The following is a 23,570-nucleotide window of genomic DNA, read 5'->3' as shown; positions in this document are numbered from 1 at the left end:
CCGCCATTTTCTTTGGCCGCGCTGCGAGCCCTGCCCCCGCTCGCCGGGAGAAGGTGGCGGCCATAGGCCGACGGATGAGGGCAGCGCCGGCCAGTCAGAATTGGCGCGCTCTGGCGCTGATCAGCACCACCCTTCAGACACTAAAAAGGGCAGCCCGGCCAAAGCCGGCGCTGCCCTCATCCGACCCCTACGGGGCCACCTTCTCCCGACAAGCGGGAGAAGGATCAGAGGTGGACGACTGCGCCCGTCCTCGCCGACTCCCCCGCCGCTTCCGCCAGCACCAGGGCCTCGACGCCGTCCGCATAGCCGATCGACGGCGTCGCCCCGCCGAGGATGTCGGCGAAGTGGGCCATCTCCGCCACGTAGGCGGCGGCGTAGCGGTGGAGGAAGAAGTTCTGGAACGGGGCGGCGGCCGCGCCGGCCTCTGTCCAAACCTGCACGGTGTTCTCGGTGACGTTGGCCGCCTTCAGCATCCCCTTCGACCCAAAGGCCTCGATCCGCTGGTCATAGCCATAGCCGCTGCGGCGGCTGTTGCTGATCATGCAGATGCGGCCCGACGCCGTCTTCAACAGGATCTTGGCGGTGTCGACATCGCCGGCCTCGCCGATGGCCGGATCGACCAGGCAGCTGGCCGAGGCGAACACCTGGGCGACGTCCTCGCCGAGCATCCAGCGGGCCATGTCGAAGTCGTGGATGGCCATGTCCTTGAACAGCCCACCCGACACCTTGACGTAGCTCACCGGCGGCGGGGAGGGGTCGTGGCTGGTGATGTGCAGCGTCTCCAGCGTACCGACCTCGCCGGCCGAGAGCCGGTCCTTGATCGCCTGGAAGTTCGGATCGAAGCGGCGGTTGAAGCCCAGGAACAGCGGCTTGCCCGCGAAGTCCTTCGCCGCCCCGCGCGCCCGGTCGAGGTCGAGATCGATCGGCTTCTCGCAGAATACCGCCTTGCCCGCCGCGATGGCGCGGCCGGCGTATTCCAGGTGGGTGTCGGTCGAGCTGGCGACGATGACGCCGGCGATGTCCGGATCGCTCAGGGCGGCGTCCAGTGAGGTCACCGCCGCGCCGGTCTCGGCGGCCAGGCTGTCGGCGGCGGCGGCCACTGGATCGACCACGGCCTTCAGGGTCAGCCCCGGATGCGCCTTGGCGTTGGCCGCGTGGATACGGCCAATCCTGCCGGCGCCGATGAGAGCGAGGTTGTACATGCTTGAAAACCTTACAGTTTGACCGGGGCCCCGGTGGCCACCGACAGGGCGGCGGCCTCGGCCAGTTTCAGGGAGGCGACGCTGGCCTCATAGCCGGCGGCGGACGTCGCCTTGCCTTCCAGCATGTCGGCGAAGTGGTCCATCTCGGCGGCATAGGCGCCGGCGTAGCGGCTCATGAAGCCGGGAAAGAGGGCATCCGAGCCCTCGCCGCCTTCGGTCCAGCGCGCCAAGGTCGTGGGTGTCGGATTGCCCGCCGTGGCCATGCCGCTGGATCCGAAGGCCTCGATCCGCTGGTCGTAGCCGCAGCCGCTGCGGCGGGTGTTGCTGATCATGACGATCTTGCCGGTCGCGGTCTTGAGGATCACCCGGGCGGTGTCAACATCGCCCAGCTCCCCGATCATCGGATCGACCAGGCAGCTGGCGAAGGCGAAAATCTCGCTGAACGGCTCGCCGACCAGCCAGGCGGCGACGTCGAAGTCGTGGATGGTGAAGTCCTTGAACAGACCGCCGCTGGTCGGCACGAAGTGCGCGGGCGGCGCGGCCGGGTCGTGGTTGATCAGGTGCAGGGTCTCCAGCGTTCCGATGGCGCCCGAGGCCACCGTCCGGGCCAGGGCCGCGAAGTGCGGATCGAAGCGGCGGTTGAAGGCGACGAAGATCGGCGCATCGACAAAGTCGGCCTCATGCCGGGCCAGCCGGGCCAGTTCGAGGTCCAGCGGCTTTTCGCAGAACACCATCTTGCCGGCCTTGAGGCAGGCGAGGGCATTGTCGAGGTGGGCGTCGGTCGAACTGGCGACGATCACGCCCTTGATCTCCGGATCGGCCAACACGGCTTCGAAACTGGTCAGCTCGGCCCCGATCTCGCGCACCAGGTCCCCCGCCACCTCCGGCCGGGGATCGACCAGGTACGCCAGGTTCAGGCGCGGATTGGCGGCGGCGTTGCGGGCGTGGATGGACCCCATCCGTCCGGCGCCGAGCTGAGCGATCTTGATCATGAGGACCCTCCGAACGCCCGTACTATGGAACAAACATTCCGAACGCAATATGAATTGGAATGAACGGGCGGCGTCCGTTGTGTTCGCGGCTGGAACGGATATTCTAACTTCGAAACCGCGCAGGACGCTTCCACGGTATGACCGATTCCGAGACTCCGACGGGCCCGCCGCCCGCCACCGCCGAAGAGCTCCGCGCCGCCATCCTCGAACGCTACGACAGCCTCAGCAAGCGCCTGCAGCAGATCGCCCGCTATGTGCTGGACGAGCCCAACGACATGGCGCTCGAAACCCTCGCCGTGCTGGCCGACCGCAGCGGCGTTCAGCCCTCGGCCATCGTCCGCTTCGCCAAGAGTTTCGGCTATCCGGGCGCCAGCCAGATGCAGCGGCTTTTCCGCGACGGCCTGCTCAGCGGCCAGTCGGCGCTGGGCTATGGCGAGCGGGTCCGCCGCTTCAACCAGGAAGTCGACAGCCGCGAGAGCGGAGCGGGGACCCAGCTGCTCGGCGAGTTCGTCGAGGGCAACATGCTGGCTCTGCAAAACCTGCGTCAGGCCATCGACGAGAAGGACATGACCGAAGCCGTCGCCCTGATCCGCGATGCCGACATCGTCTATGTCGCCGGCTTCCGTCGCGCCTTCCCGGTGTCGTCCTACCTGGCCTATTCGCTGCAACAGCTGGGCAAGCGGACCATGTTCATCGACGGCGTCGCCGGCCTCGCCCGCCAGCAGGTCCAGGGCATCAGCGACCGCGACCTGCTGATTGCGGTCAGCTACCACCCCTACGCCGAGGAGACGGTCACTGCCGTCGAGATGGCCGCGGGCAAGGGCGCCAAGGTGCTGTCGATAAGCGACAGCCTGGTCAGCCCGGTCGCCAAGAGCGCCACGACGGTTCTCCAGGTCCGCGAATCGGAAATCCGCTCCTTCCGCTCGCTGGCCGCCTCCATCTGCCTGGCGCAGGCCCTGGTCATCGGTTTCGCCTTCGAATCCACGCCCCAGGCCGGCTGATCGGTCCATTCCAAGAATGAAATGAATGTTGCAAACAAATAGCGAATAGAATAATCGTTGCATTGTCAGGCGTGACGGTCGCGCCGACGCTTCTGGGACCCTCATGGCGCAGCACGACAAGACGCTGGATCTGATCGCCATCGGCCGCTCGAGCGTCGACCTCTATGGTCAACAGGCTGGCGGACGGCTGGAGGACATGGCCTCCTTCGCCAAGTATGTCGGCGGCAGCCCGACCAACACCGCCATCGGCGCCGCGCGCCTGGGTCTCACGGCGGGTCTGATCACCGGTGTCGGCGCCGACCATATGGGCCGTTTCATCACCGAACAGCTGGTGCGCGAGGGCGTTGATGTCACCGGGGTCGTCTCCGATCCGGACCGGCTGACCGCCCTGGTCATCCTCGGCATCCGCGACCGCGAGACCTTTCCGCTCATCTTCTATCGAGACAACGCGCCGGACATGGCGCTGACCGAGGCGGACGTCGATCCTGACTGGATCGCCAAGGCGCGCTGCGTGGTGCTCAGTGGCACCCATCTGTCGCAACCCGAAGTACTGGCCGCCAGCCTGAAAGCCGCCGGTCTGGCCAAGGCCAACGGCGCCCGCGTCGCCCTCGACATCGACTACCGCCCGGTGCTCTGGGGCCTGACGGCGAAAGAGGCCGGTGAGAACCGCTTCGTCGCCAACGACAAGGTCACGGCCGTGCTTCAGCAGGTGCTGCCCCTGTGCGATCTGATCGTCGGCACCGAGGAGGAGGTCCACATCCTCGGCGGTGCGACCGACACCATCGCCGCCCTGCGCGCCATCCGCCGCTCGACCCAGGCCCTGCTGGTCTGCAAGCGCGGCGCCGACGGCTGCTCTGCCTTCCCGGGCGTCATTCCGGACAGCCTCGACGACGGCATCCTCGGCCGTGGATTCCCGATCGAGGTGTTCAACGTCCTGGGGGCCGGCGACGCCTTCATGGCCGGCTTCCTGCGCGGCTGGCTGCGTGACCTGCCGCTCGAAAAATGCTGCGAGATCGCCAACGCCGCCGGGGCCATCGTCGTCTCCCGTCACGGCTGCGCCCCGGCCATGGCCACCTGGCCGGAGATGGAGCATTTCCTCGGCCGCACCGACCTGCCGTTCCGCCTGCGCGACGACGAACAGCTGGAGCACATCCACTGGGCCACCACCCGCGACGGGGTGCACAACGAGCTGACGGTCCTGGCGGTTGATCACCGCAGCCAGTTCGACGACCTGGTCGCCCTGACCGGCGCCGACCCGGCCCGCGTTCCGGCCTTCAAGCTGCTGGCCCTGCGCGCCGTCGATTCGGTGGCCAAGGGCGATCCGCGCTTCGGCATCCTGGCCGACGGCCGTTATGGCTTTGATACGCTCGCGAAAGCCGCCGATTATCCTTACTGGATCGGCCGCCCCATCGAGCTGCCGCAGTCGCGGCCGCTGCAGTTCGAAAGCTCGGCCGATGTGGCGACCGAGTTGGCCGAATGGCCGCTGAACCACGTCGTCAAATGCCTGGTCTTCTACCATCCGGAAGACCCGCCCAGTCTTCGCGAAGCGCAGGAGCGCCAGCTGGTCCGGCTGGCCGACGCCTGCCGCAAGACCCGCCACGAGTTCCTGCTCGAGGTCATCGCGCCAAAGGGCATGCCCATCGACAGCGGCACCATCGCTGACTGTCTGCAACGCTTCTATGCTCTGGGCATCAAGCCCGACTGGTGGAAGCTGGAGCCGAGTGACGACGTGACCGCCTGGCGCAACATCGAGGCCGTCATCCAGCGCAACGATCCCTGGTGCCGCGGCGTGGTCCTGCTCGGCCTGTCGGCGCCGATGGAAGACCTGATGGCCTCCATCAAGGTCGCGGCCGAGATCCCGATCATCAAGGGCTTCGCGGTCGGCCGGACCATCTTCTACGACGTCGCCCGCGACTGGCTGGCCGGCAGGATGGGCGACAGCGCGGCCGTCGCCGCCATGGCCGCCCGCTTCGACACCCTGACCAAGACCTGGCGGCTGGCCCGCGGCTCGCGGGAGCGGGCGGCGTGAGCACGGTGCGTCTGACGGCCGCCCAGGCCGCTGTCTGCTGGCTGGGCCGGCAGTTTGTCGAGGTCGACGGGGCCGAAGTTCCGTTCTTCGCCGGCTGCTGGGCCATCTTCGGTCATGGCAATGTCGCCGGTCTGGGTGAGGCGCTTCAGGCCGCGCAGGACACGCTGCCCACCTACCGCGCCCACAACGAACAGGGCATGGCCCACGCCGCCATCGCCTACGCCAAGCAGTTGCGCCGCCAGCGGGCCATGGTCTGCACCACCTCCATCGGCCCCGGCGCCACCAACATGGTGACCGCTGCCGCCCTGGCCCGTGTGAATCGCCTGCCGGTTTTGTTCCTGCCAGGCGACGTCTACGCCAACCGCCGGCCTGACCCCGTGCTCCAGCAGATCGAGGACTTCGGCGACGGCACAGTCAGCGCCAACGACTGTTTCCGGCCGGTGTCCCGCTATTTCGACCGGATCACACGTCCGGAGCAGCTGCTCACCGCCTTGCCGCGCGCCATCGCCCTGCTGACCGATCCAGCCGATTGCGGCCCGGTCACCCTGGCCTTCTGCCAGGACGTCCAGGCCGAGGCCTACGACTACCCCGAAGCCTTCTTCCAGCGCCGCCTGCACCGCCAGCGCCGCCAGCCAGCCGACCCGCGCGAGCTCGACGATTTGGCTGCCCTGCTGCTCACCGCCAAGGCGCCGCTGATCGTCGCCGGCGGCGGCGTCCGCTACAGCCAGGCCGAGATGGCACTCGCTGCCTTCGCCGAGACCCATGGCGTCCCTGTCGTCGAGACCCAGGGCGGCAAGGGCAGCCTCGCCTGGGATCACCCCGCCAATCTCGGCGCCGTCGGCGTCACGGGCACGAGCGCCGCCAATGCCGCCGCCGAAGCCGCCGACCTCATTGTCGGCATCGGCACGCGGCTGCAGGATTTCACCACCGGCTCCCGCGCCCTGTTCGGCGCTCCCGGCCGCCGTCTGGTCCAGGTCAATGTCGCCGCTTTCGACGCCGCCAAACACGGCGCCCTGGCCGTGGTCGGCGACGCCCGGACTGTTATGGAAGGGCTCGCCGAGCGCCTGTCCGGCTACCGCGCCGGCGTCGACCACAGCGCCGCCATCGCAGGCTGGAACGCCGCCTTCGACGCCGTCACCGCCGCGCCCGGCGCCAATGTCCTGCCGTCCGACGCCCAGGTGCTGGGCGCGGTCTGGCGCACGGCCGACGAGGACGCCGTCGTCGTCTGCGCCGCCGGCGGCCTGCCGGGCGAACTGCACAAGCTGTGGCGCACCCACCGGCCCGGCGGCTACCACGTCGAATACGGCTTCTCCTGCATGGGCTACGAGATCGCCGGCGGGCTTGGCGTTAAGATGGCCGAGCCCGGCCGCGAGACCATCGTCATGGTCGGCGACGGCAGCTACCTGATGATGAACTCCGAGATCGCCACCTCGGTGATGCTCGGCCGCAAGCTGACCCTGGTGGTGCTCGATAACCGCGGCTTCGGCTGCATTAGCCGGTTGCAGGCCGGGACTGGCGGCGCCCCGTTCAACAACCTGCTGGCCGACACCCGCCACGAGATCCTGCCCGACATCGACTTCGCCGCCCACGCCCGCAGCCTCGGCGCCCTGGCCGAGAAGGTCAGCGGCTTTGCCGACCTCGAACCGGCTCTGAAGCGGGCCTACGCCGCGGACCGGACGAGTGTGGTGGTCATCGACACCGACCCGGCCATCTCGACCGAGGCTGGCGGAACCTGGTGGGACGTGGCCGTGCCGGAAGTCTCAGACCGCGAGCAGGTCCGCGCCGCCCGCGCAACTTACGAACTCCAGTTGAAACAACAGCGTACCGGGGATTGATCATGACCATCCGCTTCGGCGTCAGCCCCATCGCCTGGGCCAACGACGACATGCCCGAGCTGGGCGGCGACACCCCCCTGGAGTCCATCCTGGCCGACATCCGCGACGTCGGTTTCAGCGGCGTCGAGCTGGGCGGCAAGTTTCCGCGCGATGCGGCGACCCTCAAACCCCTGCTCGACAGCTATGGCCTCGACCTGGTCGGCGGCTGGTACAGCGGCAACGTCCTGATCCACGACGCCGACGCCGAGATCGCCGCCCTGCAGGACCACCTGGCCCTGCTCAAGGCGCTCGGCAGCACCGTCTTCGTCCACGCCGAGACCTCCAACGCCATCCACGGCGCCCGTTCGGTGCCGATGACCGACACCCCGATGCTCGACGAAGCCGGCTGGAAACAGTTCGGCGAACGCCTGACCAGGGTTGCCGATTACATCACCGCCCAGGGCCTGCGCTTCGCCTACCACCATCACCTGGGCACCGTCGTCGAGCGGGCTGACGACCTCGACGCCTTCATCCGCCATACCGGCCCCAATGTCGGCCTGACCTTGGACACCGGCCACGCGGCCCTCGGCGGCATCAACCCCGCCGAGGTGATCAAGAACCACCCCGACCGCATCGCCCACGTCCACTGCAAGGACATCCGCCGCGCCACCCACAAACAGGTGCTTGAGGCGGGCGCGAGCTTCCTCGACGGCGTGCTGGCCGGGATGTTCACGGTCCCCGGCGATGGCGGCCTCGACTATGCGAAGATCATGCGGGCCCTGTCGGACATCGGCTACAGCGGCTGGATCATCATCGAGGCCGAGCAGGACCCGGCCCTGGCCGACCCCAAGACCTACGCCGACCTGGGCTTGCGAACGCTTGAGCGCGAGGCCGAAGCCGCCGGCCTGAAGAAGGCGGCTTAAGATATGACCCTGCTCGTCCGTCCCCACGCTCCCGACGCCGCCGGCACCGTGCTGGAAGTCACGCCCCAGAGCGCCGGGTGGGACCATGTCGGCTTCAAGGTCGTCAACCTCGCGGCCGGCCAGTCCGCCGGTGAAGCCGCCGGGATGCGCGAAACCTGCCTCGTCGTCCTGACCGGCAAGGCCGACATCACCGTCGGTACGGAAACCCACAAGGGCCTCGGCGGCCGCGCCAGCGTCTTCGAAGACGCCGCCCCCGCCGCCGTCTACGTCCCTGCCGGCCAGGCCTGGTCAGTGACCGCCGGGGGCGGCGTCGAACTGGCCGTCTGTTCGGCCCCGGGCACGGGGGAGGGCGCCTCGCGCGTCATCGCGCCTGAGAAGATGAGCCGCGAGGTGCGCGGGCAGGGGACCAATACGCGCTACGTCCGCAACATCCTGCCCGAGACAGAACCCGCCGACAGCCTGCTGGTCGTCGAGGTCATCACCCCGGGCGGCCACTGGTCCAGCTATCCGCCGCACAAGCACGACACCGCCACGGCCGGCGAGGAAACGGCGCTCGAAGAGACCTACTACCACCGCCTAAGCCCGCCGCAGGGCTTCGCCTTCCAGCGCGTCTACACCGACGACCGCAGCCTCGACGAGACGGTCTGCGTGCAGGACGGCGACGTGGTCATGGTGCCGCGCGGCTATCACCCCGTGGGCGCCCCCCACGGCTACGACCTCTACTATCTGAACGTCATGGCCGGACCGAAGCGGCAGTGGATCTTCCGCAATGACCCGGACCACGACTGGATCGCCAGGAAGACCTGAGACCGGACTGTCACAGATGCATGGTCCAAGCCCCTTGAATGGGCGGCCAGGAAGAAAATCGGGGAGGGACGGCAGAGTGTTCAGCAATCTGATGAGGGCCTTCGCGCCGGGGCCGGACGCCCCGCCGCTGACCGACCGGGAGCAGATCGACAAGATCTTCCGCCATAACCGGCTGATGGTCATGCTGGCCATCACCGGCGGCTACGGCCTGGCCTACACCTGCCGCCTGGCGCTGGGCGTCGTGAAGAAGCCGCTGATCGATGCCGGCATCTTCTCGCCGGCGGAACTGGGCCTGATCGGCTCGGCCTTCTTCTACACCTACGCGTTCGGCAAGCTGACCAACGGCTTCCTGTCCGACCACCTCAACCCGCGCATGTTTCTGGCCTTCGGGATCCTGATCTCGGCCCTGGTCAACATCGGCATGGGATTCAACATTATTCTCTGGGTGGCGGTGGCGCTCTGGGGCCTCAATGGCTGGTTCCAGTCCTTCGGCGCCCCGGCCAGCGTCGTCGGACTGTCGCACTGGTTCTCCAACCATGAGCGGGGCCGTTTCTACGGCATCTGGAGCACGGCCCATTCGATCGGCGAGGGTCTGACCTTCCTGGTCACCGGGGCGCTGGTCTCGGCGCTCGGCTGGCGGGCCGGCTTCTGGGGCCCGGGCGCGCTCTGCGTGGTCACCGCGCTCGGTTGCCTGTGGCTGATGAAGGATCGTCCCCAGACCTTCGGCCTGCCCAAGGTCGCCGTCTGGCGCCATGATGAATGGGATCAGGCCGCACCGCCCCCGCCGACCACCAGCCTGTGGAAGACCCAGCTCTCCATCCTCGCCATCCCGGCAGTCTGGGTGCTCGCCGTCTCCAGCGCCCTGATGTACGTAACCCGCTACGCCATCAACAGCTGGGGCGTCCTCTACCTGCAGGAAGGCCGTGGCTACTCCCTGGTCGAGGCGACCAGCCTGCTGACCATAAACACCGTCACCGGCATCCTCGGCGCGGTGGCCTTCGGCTACATCAGCGATAAGTTCTTCAAGGCCCGCCGCCCCCCGGCCAACCTGATCTTCGGTCTGATGGAGATTGCCGGCCTGCTGATCATCTTCTTCGGACCGACCAACGTCTGGGTGCTGTCCTTCGGCCTGGCCCTGTTCGGTCTCGGCCTCACCGGCCTGGTGACCTCGGTCGGCGGCCTCTTCGCCACCGACATCTGTCCCAAGCGGGTGTCGGGCGCCGCGCTCGGCATGATCGGGGTGTTCAGCTACATCGGCGCCGCCATCCAGGAAAACATCTCCGGCGGCCTTATCGAGGCCGGCATGAAGACCATCGACGGGGTCAAACACTACGACTTCGGCCCCTCGATCCTGTTCTGGATCGGCTGCTCGGTCGCCTCGCTGATCCTCGCGACCAGCCTCTGGAACGTGAAGCTGAGAGACTGATGAGCCAGCCCTCCAAGACTATCGCCGCCATGTTGGCGGCCGCTCAGGACGCCGGCGCCGGCCTCGTCGCCGATCAACGGACGCTTGCAACCCTGACCATCGAGCGAAAAGGCGTCTCGGACTTCTTCTCGGCCGCCGACGTCAAGGCCGAAGAGACCGTCCGCCGCCACCTGGAGGCTTTTGCCCCGACCTACGGTTTTCTCGGCGAAGAGGGCGGCCTGATCCCGGGCTCAGACCCGGATCACGTCTGGGTCGTCGATCCCTTGGACGGCACCACCAACTTCCTGACCAACACGCCGCTGTGGGCCGTCAATATCGCGCTCACCCGCCAGGGCGAGGTCATCGCCGGCGTCACATACTGCCCCGCCTTGAACGAGATGTTCCGCGCAGAGACCGGGCAGGGCGCCTTCCTCAACGACCGCCAGATCCACGTCTCGACCCGCGACAGGCTGGAAGACGCTGTCCTCGCCGTCGGCATCCCCTTCGCCGCCAAGCCCGAGCACGAGCGGTTCCGCAACGAGATGGCCGCCCTGACCAACCGCGTGGCCGGCATTCGCCGCCTCGGGGCCGGCGCCATCGATCTGGCCTGGGTCGCGGCAGGGCGGTTTGAGGCCTACTGGGAACAGAAGGTCAGCGCCTGGGATATGGGCGCCGGCGTCATCCTGGTGCGCGAGGCCGGCGGGACGGTCAGCGACACCCTCGGTCGCGACCTCGACCTGCACAACGGCACGGTCCTGGGGACCAACGCCATCCTCCACGACCAGATCCTCGAAGCCATCCGACCTTTGTAGGGGAGTTCCCATGACCGGACCGCGTATTGGCCGCCGAGGCTTCTTCGGCGCCACGACTCTTGCCGCCCTGATCGCCAGCGCGCCGCGTGCATTCGCCCAAGTGCTGGGCTATCCCCGCTGCCTGGAAGGCCCGATGGTGGGCCCCGGCGGCCCGGACCACATCACCATCTGGGCCCGGGTCAGCGGCGCCTTCGAGGTCATGGTCGAGGCCAGCCCTGACCGCTATTTCAAGGCTCCGATCAAGTCCGCGCCGGTCACCGCCAGCGCCGACAACGACTTCTGCGTGGTGTTGAGCGTCACCGGCCTGCAGCCTGCCACCCAGTACTATTACCGCCTCAAGATCGCCGGGAAGGCGGACCGTTATCAGCCGGTCCCGTTCAAGACCCGCACCGCGCCCAAGGGGCCGGCGAACTTCCGCGTCGGGTTCGGCAGCTGCTGCCGCATCCAGTACGACGCCGACCAGAAGATCTTCAACGCCGTGGTCGACCAGGAGCCGGACCTGTTCTTCTGGCTGGGCGACAACATCTACGCCGACACCACCGAGCCATCGGGGATTGCCGACCTCTACCGGCGCCAGCGCAGTGTCGAGCGCCTGCTGCCCCTGACCCGCACCACGCCTCAGCTGGCCGTGTGGGACGACCACGACTACGCCTACAACGACGGGGACAAGAACAACCCGATCCGCGAGCAGTCCCTGGCCCTGTTCAAGCAGTACTGGGCCAACCCGTCGGCCGGCACACCCCAGACGCCCGGCGTCTTTTTCCAGCACAGCCACGGTGGCGTCGACTTCTTCTTCCTCGACGACCGCTACCACCGCGACCCGACGGGCGTTCCCGACAACCCGGCCAAGACCATGCTCGGGGCCGGCCAGAAGGCCTGGCTGAAGGCGGCGCTGAAGGCCAGCAAGGCCCCGTTCAAAATCATCGTCTGCGGCGTCGGCTGGTCCTTCGCCGAGACCGGCAGCGACAGCTGGACCTCCTACCGCCACGAGCGGAATGAGATTTTCGACTACATCCGCGATGCCAGGATCGAGGGCGTGGTTCTGCTCAGTGGCGACACCCACATGGGCGAGCTCAACTGCATCCCCTGGTCGGAGAAGGGCGGCTACGACCTCTACGACTTCTGCTCATCACCCCTGGCCCAGGTCCCGGACAACGACTTCTGGGAACAGACGCCGGAGGTCCGCATGCGGCCGGTCTGGGGAAAGACTGTCTGTTTCGGCATCCTCGACTTCCAGATGGGCGAGACGCCGACCCTGACCCTCAACCTGCACAATGTCGTCGGAGCGCCGCTGTGGGAGCCGCTGGTCCTCACCCCCGCCGACCTGAAGAACGGCGTCTCCACCTGGGCGGCCAAGATCGACAAGGACGAGATGAAGCGGCGCCAGGCCAGGGGCGCCTGACGCTTGCGCCGACTTCGCCTAGGGTGCGGCCCCGATGACCGCGCCCGAGACGCCTGAACCCCGGCCAAAGCCGATGAGCCCGGTGAAGCGCTACCTGTTGCGCGGCCTGGGGAGCGTCATGGTCGGGCTGGCGACGGCCGGGGTCTTTCTGCCGCTGCTGCCGACCACGCCCTTCCTGCTGATCGCCCTGTGGGCCTTCACCGCCAGCGCGCCGGAGTGGGCCGAGCGCCTTCGCCGCCATCGCAAGTTCGGACCGCTGCTAATCGCCTGGGAAGAGCGGCAGGCCATTCCCGTCGCCGGCAAGGTGGCGTCAGGCCTGGCCATGGGTGGCAGCTGGACGGCGTTGGCCCTGACCTATCGCAATCCCTGGGTGGTCGGCGGCGTCGCTATCCTGCTGCTGGCGGTGTTCGCCTACATTGTCACCCGGCCCTCGGCCTAGATCTCTGTGGCTTGCCTCGCCAGGATCAGCGCGCCTTCCAGTCCTGCATGCTCCAGCGCCGCATGGGCCAGGAAGCCCGACCGGCGCACGGCGTCGGCGACGCCGTAGTCACCGATCTCGGCCAGCATCCGCTCGGCGATGACCTGGGCCAGGCCCGAGCCGGTCAACACCCCGCCGCCCAGCACGATGCGGTCCGGCGACCAGGCCATGACCAGGCTGGCGCACAGCTGGCCCAGGTAGTCGGTGACGATGGCCGCCACATCCGGGCGGTCCGCCAGCCGCTCGCCGGCCGCCAGGCGAGCCCCAACCGCCGGCCCCGCCGCCAGACCCTCGACGCAGGACGCGTGGAACGGGCAGCGGCTGGCGATGTCATCGCCGGCCAGACGGCGGACGGGCAGGTGGCCGATCTCCGGATGCAGGGCCCCCTTCAAGGTCACTCCGTCCAGGGCCAGGCCGCCGCCGATGCCAGTGCCGACGGTGACATAGGCCACCGCGCGCGCGCCCTTGCCGGCGCCCGAGGCCTGTTCGGCCAGGGCGGCGGCATTGACGTCGGTGTCGATGACGATGGGCACGCCGAAACGCTTGAGCGCAGCCACCATGTTGAACCCGGACCAGCCGGGCTTGGGCGTGGCCAGCATGACGCCATAGTCTGGCGCGGCGGGGTCGATGCGCACGGGTCCGAAGCTGGCGATGCCGATGGCGGCCAGTGTGTTGTCGCCGACCAGACCGGCGATGGCCTCGCCCAGCTCGCCGAACACGGCCGCCGGCGTCGTCGTGGGCAGGCGGGTCTCGCCGATCAGATGACCCTGTGCGTCACTCACCCGGCAGACGATCTTGGTGCCGCCGGTCTCGATGGCAGCGAAGAGGCGGGTCATCGCAAGTCCAGTCCAGAAGGCCGGGAATCCGCCCGGCGGCGGCCGAGGCCGCCAGCTGCTCGAACGCTGCCATCAGAGGATAGACGCTGCTGGCCGGCGAGGCTTCGCGGACAAACTCGCGCGATGCAAGCCGATTGTCGCGCCAACGGCTGTCGCCCCGGCCCGGCGCCGCTTGGCCGGCTATCAAACCAGCTTGGCTATAGTCTGATGGTTTGGCCGTTCTCTCCCGATCCCTCAGGCAGGCCCGGTCGTCCCCGCTTCGGCCGGGGTTTCATTTGTCGGAACAGGCCGAGCGCCGCCATACGACGACGCATCTCCACCATCCGTCCTTCGTGGCGGCCGCGGGCGGATTGATTCAGCGCATCGGCGATCTGCAAAATCGCATGTTGCGCCCTTCAAGAATGCAGATCCTGCGGGGCCGTCTGGCTGCTAGGCCCGTGCAAGGCGCCATCCCGCCCGCACGCCCGCCCAAGCAAGCAACGACCGGGAGATGTTCAACAATGAACCGCAAACAGAGGACCGCCTTCATCGGCGTCGGCAACATGGGCGCCGGCATGGCGTCCAACCAGGTGAAGGCCGACCGCCACGTCGCCGCCTTCGACCTGTCGGCGGCCGCGCTCGACAAGGCCCTGGCCCACGGCTGCTCGCCCTCGGCCTCGGTCGCCGAGGCGGTCAAGGACGCGGACATCGTCATCACCATGCTGCCGGCCGGCAAGCATGTGCGGGAGGTCTATGAGAAGGACATCCTGCCCAACGCCCCGAAATCGGCCCTGCTTATCGACTGCTCGACCATCGACGTCGACAGCGCCCGCGCCGTCGGCGCCCTGGCCAAGGCGGCCGGCTTCCGCTTCGGCGACGCCCCGGTCAGCGGCGGCATCATGGCCGCCGACGCCGGCACCCTGGCCTTCATGGTCGGCTGCGACGAGGCCGACTACCCGGCCTTCGAAGAGGCCCTGCAGCCCATGGCCCGCGCCATCTTCCACGCCGGTGAACTCGGGGCCGGCCAGGCGGCCAAGATCTGCAACAACATGCTGCTGGGCGTCTCGATGCTGGGCGTCTGCGAATCCCTGGCCCTGGCCGAGAAGCTGGGCCTCGACCCCACGAAGTTCTTCGACATCGCCTCGAAGTCCTCCGGCCAATGCTGGAGCCTGACCACCTACTGCCCCTGGCCGGGGCCGGTGGAATCGGCGCCGTCGAACCGCAACTACGAGGGCGGCTTCCTCACCGCCCTGATGCTCAAGGACCTGAAACTGGCTCAGGACGCGGCCGCCAAGGCCAACGCCACCACCCCGATGGGCGCACAGGCCGAGGCCCTCTATGCCATGTTCGACGGCCTGGGCTTCGGCCAGAAGGACTTCTCGGCTGTGCTGCAGCTGATGCGGGGAAAACTGGGCGAGCTAGGCGCCTAGCCCGGTGGACGGAGCCGTCGGCGGGCCCCGTCGGGTCATCAGCACCAGGGCGCCGAGGCCAAGGGCGACGATGGTCGCCGGGGCCAGGTAGGCGAGGCCGTAGGCAGCCAAGGCGCCGGGCAGCAGGGTGAACAGGGCCAGGGTGATGACCACGCCGGCCGGCAGGCCGATCTGCTGGGCGGTGAACAGGAGGCCGGAGGCCGCGCCCTGGCTCTGGGCCGGGACTTTTTCCAGGGCCAGCCCCATCAGGGCGACGAAGGCGCTGGTGCTGCCGAACACCGCCACGAAGGCCAGGGATACGACGGGGAGGTACTGGCCCAGCGGCGCGACCAGACAAAGGCCAATCAGGCCGCAGAGCTGCAGCGACAGGCCGCCGATGGCCAGGGTGCGCAGCGGCAGGCGCTTCATCAGGAACGGCGCGCAGGGGCCGGCGGCGATGGTGGCCAGGGCGATCGGCGTCATCGCCACGCCGGCGATGGCGGCCGAGAAGCGCAGGCCGTTCTGCAGGTAGAGGCTGGTCAGCACGAAATAGCCGCCGAAGCCGGCGATCAGGGCCATCAGGGCCAGGGCTCCGCCCGGCAGGTTCTCGGTCCGGAAGATGCTCAGTGGCATCAACGGCGAGGGATGCCGCGCCTGGCGCCGGACGAAGAGGCCGAAACCGGCCACCGCCGCGACCAGCAGCCCGGCCCCGAGCGGCGAGCTGAGGCCATGCTCGCCCAGATGGGAGAGAGCCGACAGCAGCAGGCCCGTGGAGCCGGCGATCAGCACCGCGCCGCCCATGTCGTCCAGGGCGCCGGAGCCCTTCGCCGGGGCGGTGCGCGGCAGGACGGCGGCGGTCAGGGCCAGGCAGCCGGCGACGATCGGCAGGCTGACGAAGAACACCGCCCGCCAGCCCAGCTGGGTGGTCAGCCAGCCGCCGAGCAGCAGGCCGATGATCACCGACAGGCCCTGCATGATGGCGAAGACGCCGAGCGCCCGATGGCGGGCCGGCCCCTCCGGCAGGTAGCCGTGGATCAGCGAGAAGCTGGCCGGCGAGATCAGCGCCGCGCCCAGCCCCTGCAGGCAGCGGGCGGCGATCAGGGTCCAGATGTCGAGGCTCAGCCCCGACAGCAGCGAGCCGGCCGCGAACAGCGCCAGCCCCCAGGCCAGGCAGCGCCGATGCCCAAAGGCGTCTGTCAGCCGCCCGCCGATGATCAGGAAGCCGGCGAACACCACGCTGTGGGCCGAGACCACCCAGGACAGCAGGGCCGGCTCGATGCCGAGCGAACGGCCGATGCTCGGCAGGGCGACGCTGACGATCGAGAAGTCGGAGGTGATGACCAGCTGCGCCAGCCCCATCAACAGGGTGATGGCCAACAGCCGCGAGGGCGCGCCGGGCGCCGCTGTCTGGATGTCTGCCATGCGCGTGGTTTCCGTTCTCTTGGTGTTGAACGGCGGCCGGGCGGCTCACCGCATGTAGGAGGCCTTGTTGGCGAAGACGATGGTCTCGCTGATCACCGTCTCGGCCAGCATCGCCTGGAAGGCCGGGAAGCTGTCCTGCGCCATGAAGGCCTGCAGACCCGTGTCGAAATGCTGGAAGTCATCCAGCTCCCAGAGGTCGATGACGCTGCCGAGCCGCCCGGTTCGCTGCACGAAGGCGCCGGCCAGCCGCCAGCCCTGGCTTTCCAGGAAGGGAACGGCGGTCTTCTCCATGCCCTCGAGGAACCGGCCAAGGCCGGCTGCGTGCACTTCCAGCGTCACATGAACGAAGACCGACATGAGCGTTCCCTATTCGACCGGCATGCCGATGGCGTCGGCGATGTGGCGATGGGTGTTCTGCAGGGCCTTCTCATTGCGGCCGAAGACGACCCTGAAGCCGGGCGGAGCATGCTCCATGTTGCGCTGGCCTTCCCTGGAGACGCTGTAGTCCTCGGTGGTCACCACATGCTGGATGAAGTCGTGGGCGCCCTCGAGCACCGCGTCGGCGGTCTCGGCCGGCAGGTCGGCGCCGCGATAGGTCGACATGACGGTGAACGACTTGCCGGGCGCGTCGCCGGGGTAGAGCCGGTACATGCCCACCATGCTGCCCCCGCCCTCCATCGGCGCGCCGTAGACGATGGAGTTGGGGAACACCATGTGGCTTCCGCCGTAGGGCGTGGTCGGCCAGTCCTTCTCGTCCACCCCGACCAGATCGCGGTAGCCGACGTTGGTGAAGTTGACCCGGTAGTGGGGCCCGAAGGTGTCGCAGAGGATGACGTTGGAGATGGTGGTGGTGCCGAAGGTCGTCGGGTGCAGCGCCCCGAAGTGGTAGCCCTCGCCATAGGTGTCGAGCGCGTACTTCCAGTTGGCCTCGACATCAACGCGGCTGTGCTTGATCAGCTTGGCGCCGGCCAGATTGAGCCGCAGTAGTTCGGGCCCCATATCGCCGAGCCAGGCTTCAACATCGATCTGTTCCTCGCCGGCGTAGGCCTTGACGAAGACCATGCCGCCCCACTCGCCGACCGGAACCTTGACCAGGCCTCGGGTCGAGCGGTCGATGGTGGCGAAGCTGTCCTCGCCGGGAAGGGCGACCAGCCGGCCGTCCAGGTCGAAGCTCCAGGCGTGGAAGGGGCAGACCAGCAGCTTGCGCCGCGAACAATCCAGGGCCAGCCGGGCCGCGCGGTGGGTGCACATGTTCAGGAAGGCGTTCAGCCTTCCCTCGCGGTTGCGCACGATGAGGATGCCGGGGCCGGCGTTGTCGAACAGAAGCACATCGCCGGGCTCGGCCACCTCGCAGCTCAGGCCTGCCAACAGCGGCGCCTTGCCGAACAGCTCGCGGCGTTCGGCCTCGAACCGCGCCGGGTCGGTGTATTCACTCGGCGAGAGCAGCATGGCTTCAGGCGCCTGGTCGGTGGTCCCGCCGGCCGCCAGATGGGCCACGGCCCGACGCTCGAGTTGTCGCATGGCGTCGGTGGCGGCGGTCGCCGCGTCGGGCTTCGCGGGGATATCGAGAGTGTCGGACATGACGGACTCCATCTGGGGTCGGCGGGACCTTTCGGCCCGGGCTAGTACTTCAGGGTGAACTGCAGGGCGATCGTGCGGGGCGGCTGGGGCGTGCCCACCAGATCGGAGCGAATCCCGGCCGGGGTCCCCGTACCGCTGCCCGAGCTGGGTGCGTCGGCGGCCGAGGTCAGCACATATTCGTCGGTCAGGTTCTTGCCGATCAGGGCGATCCCCCAGCGCTCGTCTTCGCGGTTGAGGCGCATGGACAGGTCGAAAACGGCATAGCCGTCCTGGACCGCATGAGGGTTGGCAAAGGCGCCCAGCATGTAGTCGCTGCTGCCGTGAAGGTTGCCGGTGATCCCGAAGACCATGCCCGCGAAAGGTTTGGTCTCGTAGTCGGCCTGAAGGCCCCAGCTCCACTCCGGAGCCGCCGCCGTCGCCTTGCCGCTGATATCCTGTTGCGGACGCCCGCCGACAATGGTGCAGCCGTCGACTGGCCGCTGACCGCCCCAGCAGGGGGCCCCGGCGAAGTTCTCGTAACGCGACTTGTTGTAGGCAAGAGACCCGGAGATCACCAGGCCGGGCGCGAACTCGGGAGCCCATTCGCCCTGGAACTCGGCGCCCTGGGTGACGGCGGAGCCAGCGTTGTAGGTGGTGTACTGGATCTTCGTGGCGTCGAAGAAGTCGATCTGGAAGTCTTTGTAATCGTAGTGATACAGGTCCAGAGAGACGCGCATCCGGCCGTCCAGCAGGCGAGCCTTGACCCCACCTTCGAAGCCTTCAGGCGTCTCCGGTTCGAAGGTCAGGTCGTCAACCGTGGTGTTGACGCTGTGCAGGGCGCTGCCGGAGAAACCGCCCGACTTGAAGCCCTGTTTGTAGGCCGCATAGACCGTCCAATCGTCGGTCGGATGCCAGGTGAGGGCGATTTCCGGCGACAGGTTGTTGAAGCTCTGGTTGGCGGCCAGGGGGTCGTTCTGCAGGAAGACGCCCTGGTACAGGGTCACCACGTAGGGTTGGTCGAACACCGAGTCCTTGGTCTCATGGGTGTAGCGGGCCCCGGCGGTCAATTCCCACTGGTCGTTGAGCTTCCAGATCAGCTGGCCGAACCCGGCGAAGGTGGTTCCGTCGGTGCGCGAGAGCTTCTCGAGCGTGATGTAGCGTCGCGACCCCTTGGTCGGATCCTCGAGGGCGCCCGGGAAGATGATCTGCTGGTTAAAGTCCAGCCGGGTGCTCTGGTAGAAGACCCCGCCCATGAAGTTGATCGGGCCGTCCAGGCTGGTCTGGACGCGGATCTCCTCGGAGAAGGCGCTGTATTCCGACCTTTCCGAACCCCAGGTCCCGCCGTTCGACGCCCCGGAGAAGTCGTAGTCGCCCAGGAAGTAGTTGGTGAAGTGGTGCAGGCCGGTGACCGAGGTGATGTCCACCAGGTCGGTCGAGTACTCGGCGTTCAGCGTCAGGGCGTAGGAGTCGTAGTCCTGGTACAGCTGGCCGCCATGCCGGCCAAGCAGGCCGTTGGTGGCTGCGATGTCCTTGGGCACGTCGTTCTGCTCAATTTTCCAGTCGCCATTGCAGGCCTGGCCAGGGTTCACCTGGGAAAAGCCGGAGGCGCACTTGTACATCTCGTTGTTCCAGGTGGCGTTGACCACCCGGTAGCGGTCTGCGGCGGCCTTGAAGGTCAGGCTGAACTCGTCGGTGGGCGTCCACCTGGCCGTAAAGCGGGCGACCGCGTCCTCCTCGGCCGGGATGTCCTTCTGCGGGGCGGCGACCCCGTGGTTGGTGGCCGCGAAGGTGTTGACGTTCAGGGTCGACAAGGTCGAGGCCGGGGCCTCGTTCTCAACCAGGCCGCCGTCCATCCTGGCGGCCCGCACGGCCAGGCGCACGCCGAAGGTGTCGCTGATCGGACCTGAAACCATGGCCTCGACCGAGGCGGTGCGGCCGGTGGTCTCGTAGCCGACGCGGCCAAGAGCCTCGAATTCATCGCCGGGACTGGCCGAGGTGAAGGACAGCACGCCGGCCGTGGCGTTCTTGCCGAAGAACAGGGCCTGAGGTCCTTTCAGGATCTCGACCTGCCGCATGTCGAAGAAGCCTTCGTTGATGATACGGCCCTGGCCGTAATAAACGCCGTCGACATTGACCGCGACCGACTGCTCAATGCCGATGCTGGTGTAGGTCGAGCCGATGCCGCGCAGGCTGATGGTCGCGCCGCTGCCACTGCTGCCGCGGGACACCGACAGCTGCGGGGTGGTGGCGGAGATGTCCTCGATGGTCCGAACGGCCATCTGGTCCAGCTTCTCGCCGGACATGGCGGTCACGGCGACCGGCGTATTGAGGATGCTCTCCTCACGTTTGCGGGCCGTGACAACGATCTCGTCGAGTTGCGTGCTCTGATCGTCGGCAGCGGCCGGCGGGTCGGCCGCGAACGCTGTCCCGCCGGCGCTGACGGCGATGACCGCCGCCGAGGCCGAGAGCAGCAGGGCCCGGTTGAAGTGCAACCCGCGTGTTTGTTTTGCCTTGATGGTCATATCGTTTCCTCCCCCTTTTCTGGTTGTTGTCGCTCCGGCCGCTCAGCGGCGCCGGATGGCTATTCGAACACCGGGGGCGATGGCCGCCCGAGCTGCTCGCCGATACGCGCGCCGCCATACTCGCCGGCGGAAATCAGTCGCAGGCGCTGGATGCGCCAGCCTTGCGGAGTGCGCACGAAACGGTTCTCGTAGCGGCCCCAGCGATGGCAGTCGGCCGTGACCGGAAAGCCGGTGAACCGCTGCCAGGAATACATGTAGCCGTGGAACAGGACCTGATCGGGCGTCTCGAAGGTCAGCTCCACGTTGCTGATGTGATGACTGCCGCTGACCGTCGCGGTCAGGGCGGCGGTGAGCATGGCGCTCAGCTCGGCCTTGCCGTCGAGGAACAGTCCCCCGGCGATGGGTGAGAAGTCGGCCGTGCAGTCGTCGGTGAACAGCGCCACCATCGACGCGGGGTCCAGATTGTCTGCGTGACGGCAGTAGGCGTACATGGTCTCGAGTATGTCGACCCGATCCTTCAGTTCGCGAACGGTCTCTTCCAGAGACATCGGTTACTCTCCCTTGGTCCGGCGGCGTCTTGGCGCGGCTCGGTGAATGGTCAGGCGATCTTGATCCAGACCGATTTGATCTGGGTGTAGTGCTCCAGCGACTCATGTCCCAGGCTTCGTCCGTAGCCGGACTGCTTGACCCCGCCGTAGGGGATGGCCGGATTGACCCGCTGATAGGTGTTGACCCAGACCGTGCCGGCCCGGATGCCCTGGGCGAAGCGGTGGGCGCCCGACAGGTCGCGGGTCCAGACCCCGGCCGCCAGGCCGAAGTCGGTGTCGTTGGCGATGCTCAGGGCTTCCTCTTCGGTGTCGAAGGGGATGACCGACATCACCGGCCCGAAGATCTCCTCGCGGGCGATGGTCATGCGGTTGTCGACGCCGGTGAAGATGGTCGGCTGGTGGAAGTAGCCGCTGTCGCCGACGCGCGCGCCGCCCAGCGCCAGGTTGGCGCCCTCGGCCTTGCCGATGTCGACATAGCGGCTGACCCGCGCCAGCTGCTCGGCCGAGATCAGCGGGCCCATCTGGGTGTCGGGGCTGAAGCCCGAACCGATGCGGATCGACTCCGAGCGCTTGACCATCTCGGCGACCAGCTCGTCATGAATGCCGCGCTGGATCAGCACCCGGGTGCCGGCCGTGCAGACCTGGCCGGTGTGGCCCCAGGCGGCGCCGATGATGGTGTTGCAGGCGGCGTCGAGGTCGGCGTCGTTGAAGACGATCTGCGGGCTCTTGCCGCCCAGCTCCATGCTCAGCCGCTTCAGGGTCGGGGCGGCGGCGGCCTGGATGCGGCGGCCGGTCTCGCCAGAGCCGGTGAAGCTGATGGCGTCGACCAGCGGGTGCTCGACCAGGGCCGCGCCGACGATCTCGCCGACCCCCTGCACAACGTTGACCACGCCCGGCGGAATGCCGGCCTCCAGGCACAGCTTGGCGACGACGATGGCGGTCAGCGGGGTCTGCTCGGCCGGCTTGACCACCACGCTGTTACCGCAGGCCAAGGCCGGGACGATGGCGCAGGGCGCCGCCGAGGGGCCGTTCCACGGTGAGATGATGGCGCAGACGCCGACCGGCTCGCGCAGTTCCTGGACGACGGTGTCGGGCGGGCAGGCCGGCATGCGGCCCGCAAGCTTGGTCGGCCAACCGGCGTAGTAGTCGACGGTATCGATGCCGAACTGGACGATGAATTGCGAATAGGCCTGCACCACGCCGCCATCGATGACGTCGAGGTCGGAGAGCAGGGCGCGGCTCTGGTTCAGGAGCGCCGAGAAGCGGCGCAGGCGGCGCTCCTTCTCCTGGGCGTCGAGATTGCGCCAGCGCCCGTCGTCGAAGGCGGCGCGGGCAGAGCGTACGGCCCGGTCGACATCCTCGCGGCCGCCGGCCGCGCAGCGGGCGAACTCGACGCCGGTGGCCGGATCATAGACCGGCATGGTCTCGCCGGAGGCGGAGGGGACGACCTCGCCCTCGATCACATGGCCGAACAGCTCCTGACCCAGGAAGCTGGCGCCCGGGCCGGACAGCGGCCATTCATCGACGGTTTTCAGGAAGGCGCGGGTAGCTCGCATAGGCTTGGTCTCGGCGGTCAGGCGGGCGCAGGCTCCCGGCGCGCGAAACAGCTGTCTCGCGCCGTGAGGGCGGCCGTGGAGGATGTGAAATCAAACAAACTGGCGCGAAGACGGGCATCGCGCGGCAATCGGACTCAGGGCGTGAGGTGATCCATTTTATTCCTTCTCCCTAGCGTTCTTTATTTGTTATGTTACGAGCGTTATATAACAACCGTTATGTGAAGGCGTCAATGCCAATTCCTGCCGATCATCATGCGAGACGTACTCAGGTCGTCGAAGTCGCTCTCAAGCTCATCGCCAAGGCGGGGCTGGAGGCCGTGACCGTGCGGGATGTGGCCGCCGCCGCTGGTTTCAGCACGGCCATCGTGTCCCACTACTTCCGCAACAAGATGGAGCTGCTCCACCTCTGCTATCAGGCCACCATCGACCATTCGACGGTCCGCTGGGAGGCCGCGCTGGTCGCCAACGACGGGGACCTGCGCGCCTATCTGGCCGAGATCATGCCGCTCGATGAGGAGCGATTCACCGAATGGCGGATCTGGATGGCCTTCTGGGCCAAGGCGGCCACCGATGAGACCTTCGCGACGATCCAGCGCGACTGCGTCGCCCGGGCCCGGGGCCGCATCCTCGACGCCATCGACGCCCTGCACGAGCAGGGCGCGATTCGGCCGGAAGTCGATCGGCCTCACGCGGCGCGTCACCTGCTGGCGCTGATCACCGGCATGGCGGTCCAGGTGATGTTCGATGTCGAGGACTGGCCGGCGAGTCGCCAGCACGAGCTGATTGATTCGGTGTTGCGGACCCTCTACCGGCCCTCACGCCTGCCGGCGACGCTGCGCGAGGATGGCTGCGCCGAGGTTGCGTGACCAGCGG

At 67.9% G+C, this 23,570-nt stretch carries 20 protein-coding genes; 11 read left to right on the top strand and 9 right to left on the bottom strand.

From position 1 onward, the window contains the following. Window positions 1-224: 224 nt before the first annotated feature. Both iolG and AC2YG9_RS17960 read right to left on the bottom strand, forming a co-directional pair. A complete protein-coding gene (iolG, locus tag AC2YG9_RS17965; protein ID WP_487299362.1) occupies window positions 225-1,202 on the bottom strand; it encodes an inositol 2-dehydrogenase in 978 nt (325 codons plus the stop codon). An 11-nt stretch (window positions 1,203-1,213) separates the two neighbouring features. Then, complete coding sequence (locus tag AC2YG9_RS17960; RefSeq protein ID WP_487299361.1) at window positions 1,214-2,194, bottom strand: Gfo/Idh/MocA family protein; 981 nt, start codon at window positions 2,192-2,194, stop codon at window positions 1,214-1,216. 137 nt (window positions 2,195-2,331) lie between these two features. Here AC2YG9_RS17960 and AC2YG9_RS17955 point away from each other — a divergent pair, with 137 nt between their 5' ends. From AC2YG9_RS17955 to AC2YG9_RS17915, 9 genes are all read left to right on the top strand, one after another. Next, entirely contained in the window at window positions 2,332-3,195 is an 864-nt protein-coding gene (locus tag AC2YG9_RS17955) for a MurR/RpiR family transcriptional regulator (RefSeq protein WP_487299360.1), read from the top strand. Between the two features lie 103 nt (window positions 3,196-3,298). Continuing rightward, window positions 3,299-5,224 (top strand): bifunctional 5-dehydro-2-deoxygluconokinase/5-dehydro-2-deoxyphosphogluconate aldolase, encoded by a 1,926-nt coding sequence (locus AC2YG9_RS17950; protein ID WP_487299359.1) that lies wholly within the window; start codon window positions 3,299-3,301, stop codon window positions 5,222-5,224. Then, window positions 5,221-7,059 carry a 3D-(3,5/4)-trihydroxycyclohexane-1,2-dione acylhydrolase (decyclizing) gene (iolD, locus tag AC2YG9_RS17945; protein WP_487299358.1) on the top strand — a complete coding sequence of 613 codons (1,839 nt, stop codon included), beginning with the start codon at window positions 5,221-5,223 and terminating at the stop codon, window positions 7,057-7,059. The genes AC2YG9_RS17950 and iolD overlap by 4 nt, the downstream gene beginning before the upstream one ends. Before the next feature lie 2 nt (window positions 7,060-7,061). After that, on the top strand, window positions 7,062-7,961 hold the full coding sequence (gene iolE, locus AC2YG9_RS17940; RefSeq protein WP_487299357.1) for a myo-inosose-2 dehydratase: 900 nt from the start codon (window positions 7,062-7,064) through the stop codon (window positions 7,959-7,961). A 3-nt stretch (window positions 7,962-7,964) separates the two neighbouring features. After that, entirely contained in the window at window positions 7,965-8,768 is an 804-nt protein-coding gene (gene iolB / locus AC2YG9_RS17935; protein ID WP_487299356.1) for a 5-deoxy-glucuronate isomerase, read from the top strand. 76 nt (window positions 8,769-8,844) lie between these two features. After that, a complete protein-coding gene (locus tag AC2YG9_RS17930) occupies window positions 8,845-10,194 on the top strand; it encodes an MFS transporter (protein ID WP_487299355.1) in 1,350 nt (449 codons plus the stop codon). After that, window positions 10,194-10,985: an inositol monophosphatase family protein gene (locus tag AC2YG9_RS17925; protein WP_487299354.1), complete on the top strand. Its 792-nt coding sequence runs from the start codon at window positions 10,194-10,196 to the stop codon at window positions 10,983-10,985. The genes AC2YG9_RS17930 and AC2YG9_RS17925 overlap by 1 nt, the downstream gene beginning before the upstream one ends. A 10-nt stretch (window positions 10,986-10,995) precedes the next feature. After that, window positions 10,996-12,387: an alkaline phosphatase D family protein gene (locus AC2YG9_RS17920; RefSeq protein WP_487299353.1), complete on the top strand. Its 1,392-nt coding sequence runs from the start codon at window positions 10,996-10,998 to the stop codon at window positions 12,385-12,387. A 34-nt stretch (window positions 12,388-12,421) separates the two neighbouring features. After that, entirely contained in the window at window positions 12,422-12,826 is a 405-nt protein-coding gene (locus AC2YG9_RS17915) for a YbaN family protein (protein ID WP_487299352.1), read from the top strand. Here AC2YG9_RS17915 and AC2YG9_RS17910 read toward each other — a convergent pair. Continuing rightward, window positions 12,823-13,701, bottom strand: coding sequence for an ROK family protein (locus tag AC2YG9_RS17910; protein ID WP_487299351.1), 879 nt, complete (start codon window positions 13,699-13,701; stop codon window positions 12,823-12,825). The two genes, AC2YG9_RS17915 and AC2YG9_RS17910, sit on opposite strands and share 4 nt — an antisense overlap. A gap of 500 nt (window positions 13,702-14,201) precedes the next feature. Here AC2YG9_RS17910 and mmsB point away from each other — a divergent pair, with 500 nt between their 5' ends. Then, window positions 14,202-15,110 (top strand): 3-hydroxyisobutyrate dehydrogenase, encoded by a 909-nt coding sequence (mmsB, locus tag AC2YG9_RS17905; RefSeq protein WP_487299350.1) that lies wholly within the window; start codon window positions 14,202-14,204, stop codon window positions 15,108-15,110. On the opposite strand, the gene AC2YG9_RS17900 is transcribed toward mmsB, so the two are convergent. From AC2YG9_RS17900 to AC2YG9_RS17875, 6 genes are read right to left on the bottom strand one after another with little or no spacing between them, the layout of a single operon-like run. Continuing rightward, the gene (locus tag AC2YG9_RS17900) at window positions 15,099-16,511 is read right to left on the bottom strand and encodes an MFS transporter (RefSeq protein WP_487299349.1); all 1,413 of its coding nucleotides are present in this window, start codon (window positions 16,509-16,511) and stop codon (window positions 15,099-15,101) included. The genes mmsB and AC2YG9_RS17900 overlap by 12 nt on opposite strands. 45 nt (window positions 16,512-16,556) lie before the next feature. Beyond that, window positions 16,557-16,868 carry an NIPSNAP family protein gene (locus tag AC2YG9_RS17895; protein WP_487299348.1) on the bottom strand — a complete coding sequence of 104 codons (312 nt, stop codon included), beginning with the start codon at window positions 16,866-16,868 and terminating at the stop codon, window positions 16,557-16,559. A gap of 9 nt (window positions 16,869-16,877) precedes the next feature. Continuing rightward, window positions 16,878-18,092 carry an aromatic ring-hydroxylating oxygenase subunit alpha gene (locus AC2YG9_RS17890; RefSeq protein WP_487299347.1) on the bottom strand — a complete coding sequence of 405 codons (1,215 nt, stop codon included), beginning with the start codon at window positions 18,090-18,092 and terminating at the stop codon, window positions 16,878-16,880. Window positions 18,093-18,133: 41 nt separating this feature from the next. Further along, window positions 18,134-20,593 (bottom strand): TonB-dependent receptor, encoded by a 2,460-nt coding sequence (locus AC2YG9_RS17885; protein ID WP_487299346.1) that lies wholly within the window; start codon window positions 20,591-20,593, stop codon window positions 18,134-18,136. A 59-nt stretch (window positions 20,594-20,652) separates the two neighbouring features. Then, window positions 20,653-21,141 carry a nuclear transport factor 2 family protein gene (locus tag AC2YG9_RS17880; protein WP_487299345.1) on the bottom strand — a complete coding sequence of 163 codons (489 nt, stop codon included), beginning with the start codon at window positions 21,139-21,141 and terminating at the stop codon, window positions 20,653-20,655. A 50-nt stretch (window positions 21,142-21,191) separates the two neighbouring features. Then, the gene (locus AC2YG9_RS17875; RefSeq protein ID WP_487299344.1) at window positions 21,192-22,697 is read right to left on the bottom strand and encodes an aldehyde dehydrogenase family protein; all 1,506 of its coding nucleotides are present in this window, start codon (window positions 22,695-22,697) and stop codon (window positions 21,192-21,194) included. 230 nt (window positions 22,698-22,927) lie between these two features. Here AC2YG9_RS17875 and AC2YG9_RS17870 point away from each other — a divergent pair, with 230 nt between their 5' ends. Next, on the top strand, window positions 22,928-23,563 hold the full coding sequence (locus tag AC2YG9_RS17870; RefSeq protein ID WP_487299343.1) for a TetR/AcrR family transcriptional regulator: 636 nt from the start codon (window positions 22,928-22,930) through the stop codon (window positions 23,561-23,563). The last annotated feature ends 7 nt before the right edge of the window (window positions 23,564-23,570 follow it).

This window comes from Caulobacter sp. SRI_014 (assembly GCF_057586315.1).
Note: the sequence above shows the minus strand (reverse complement) of the source record. Positions and strands in the feature narration are given on the sequence as shown.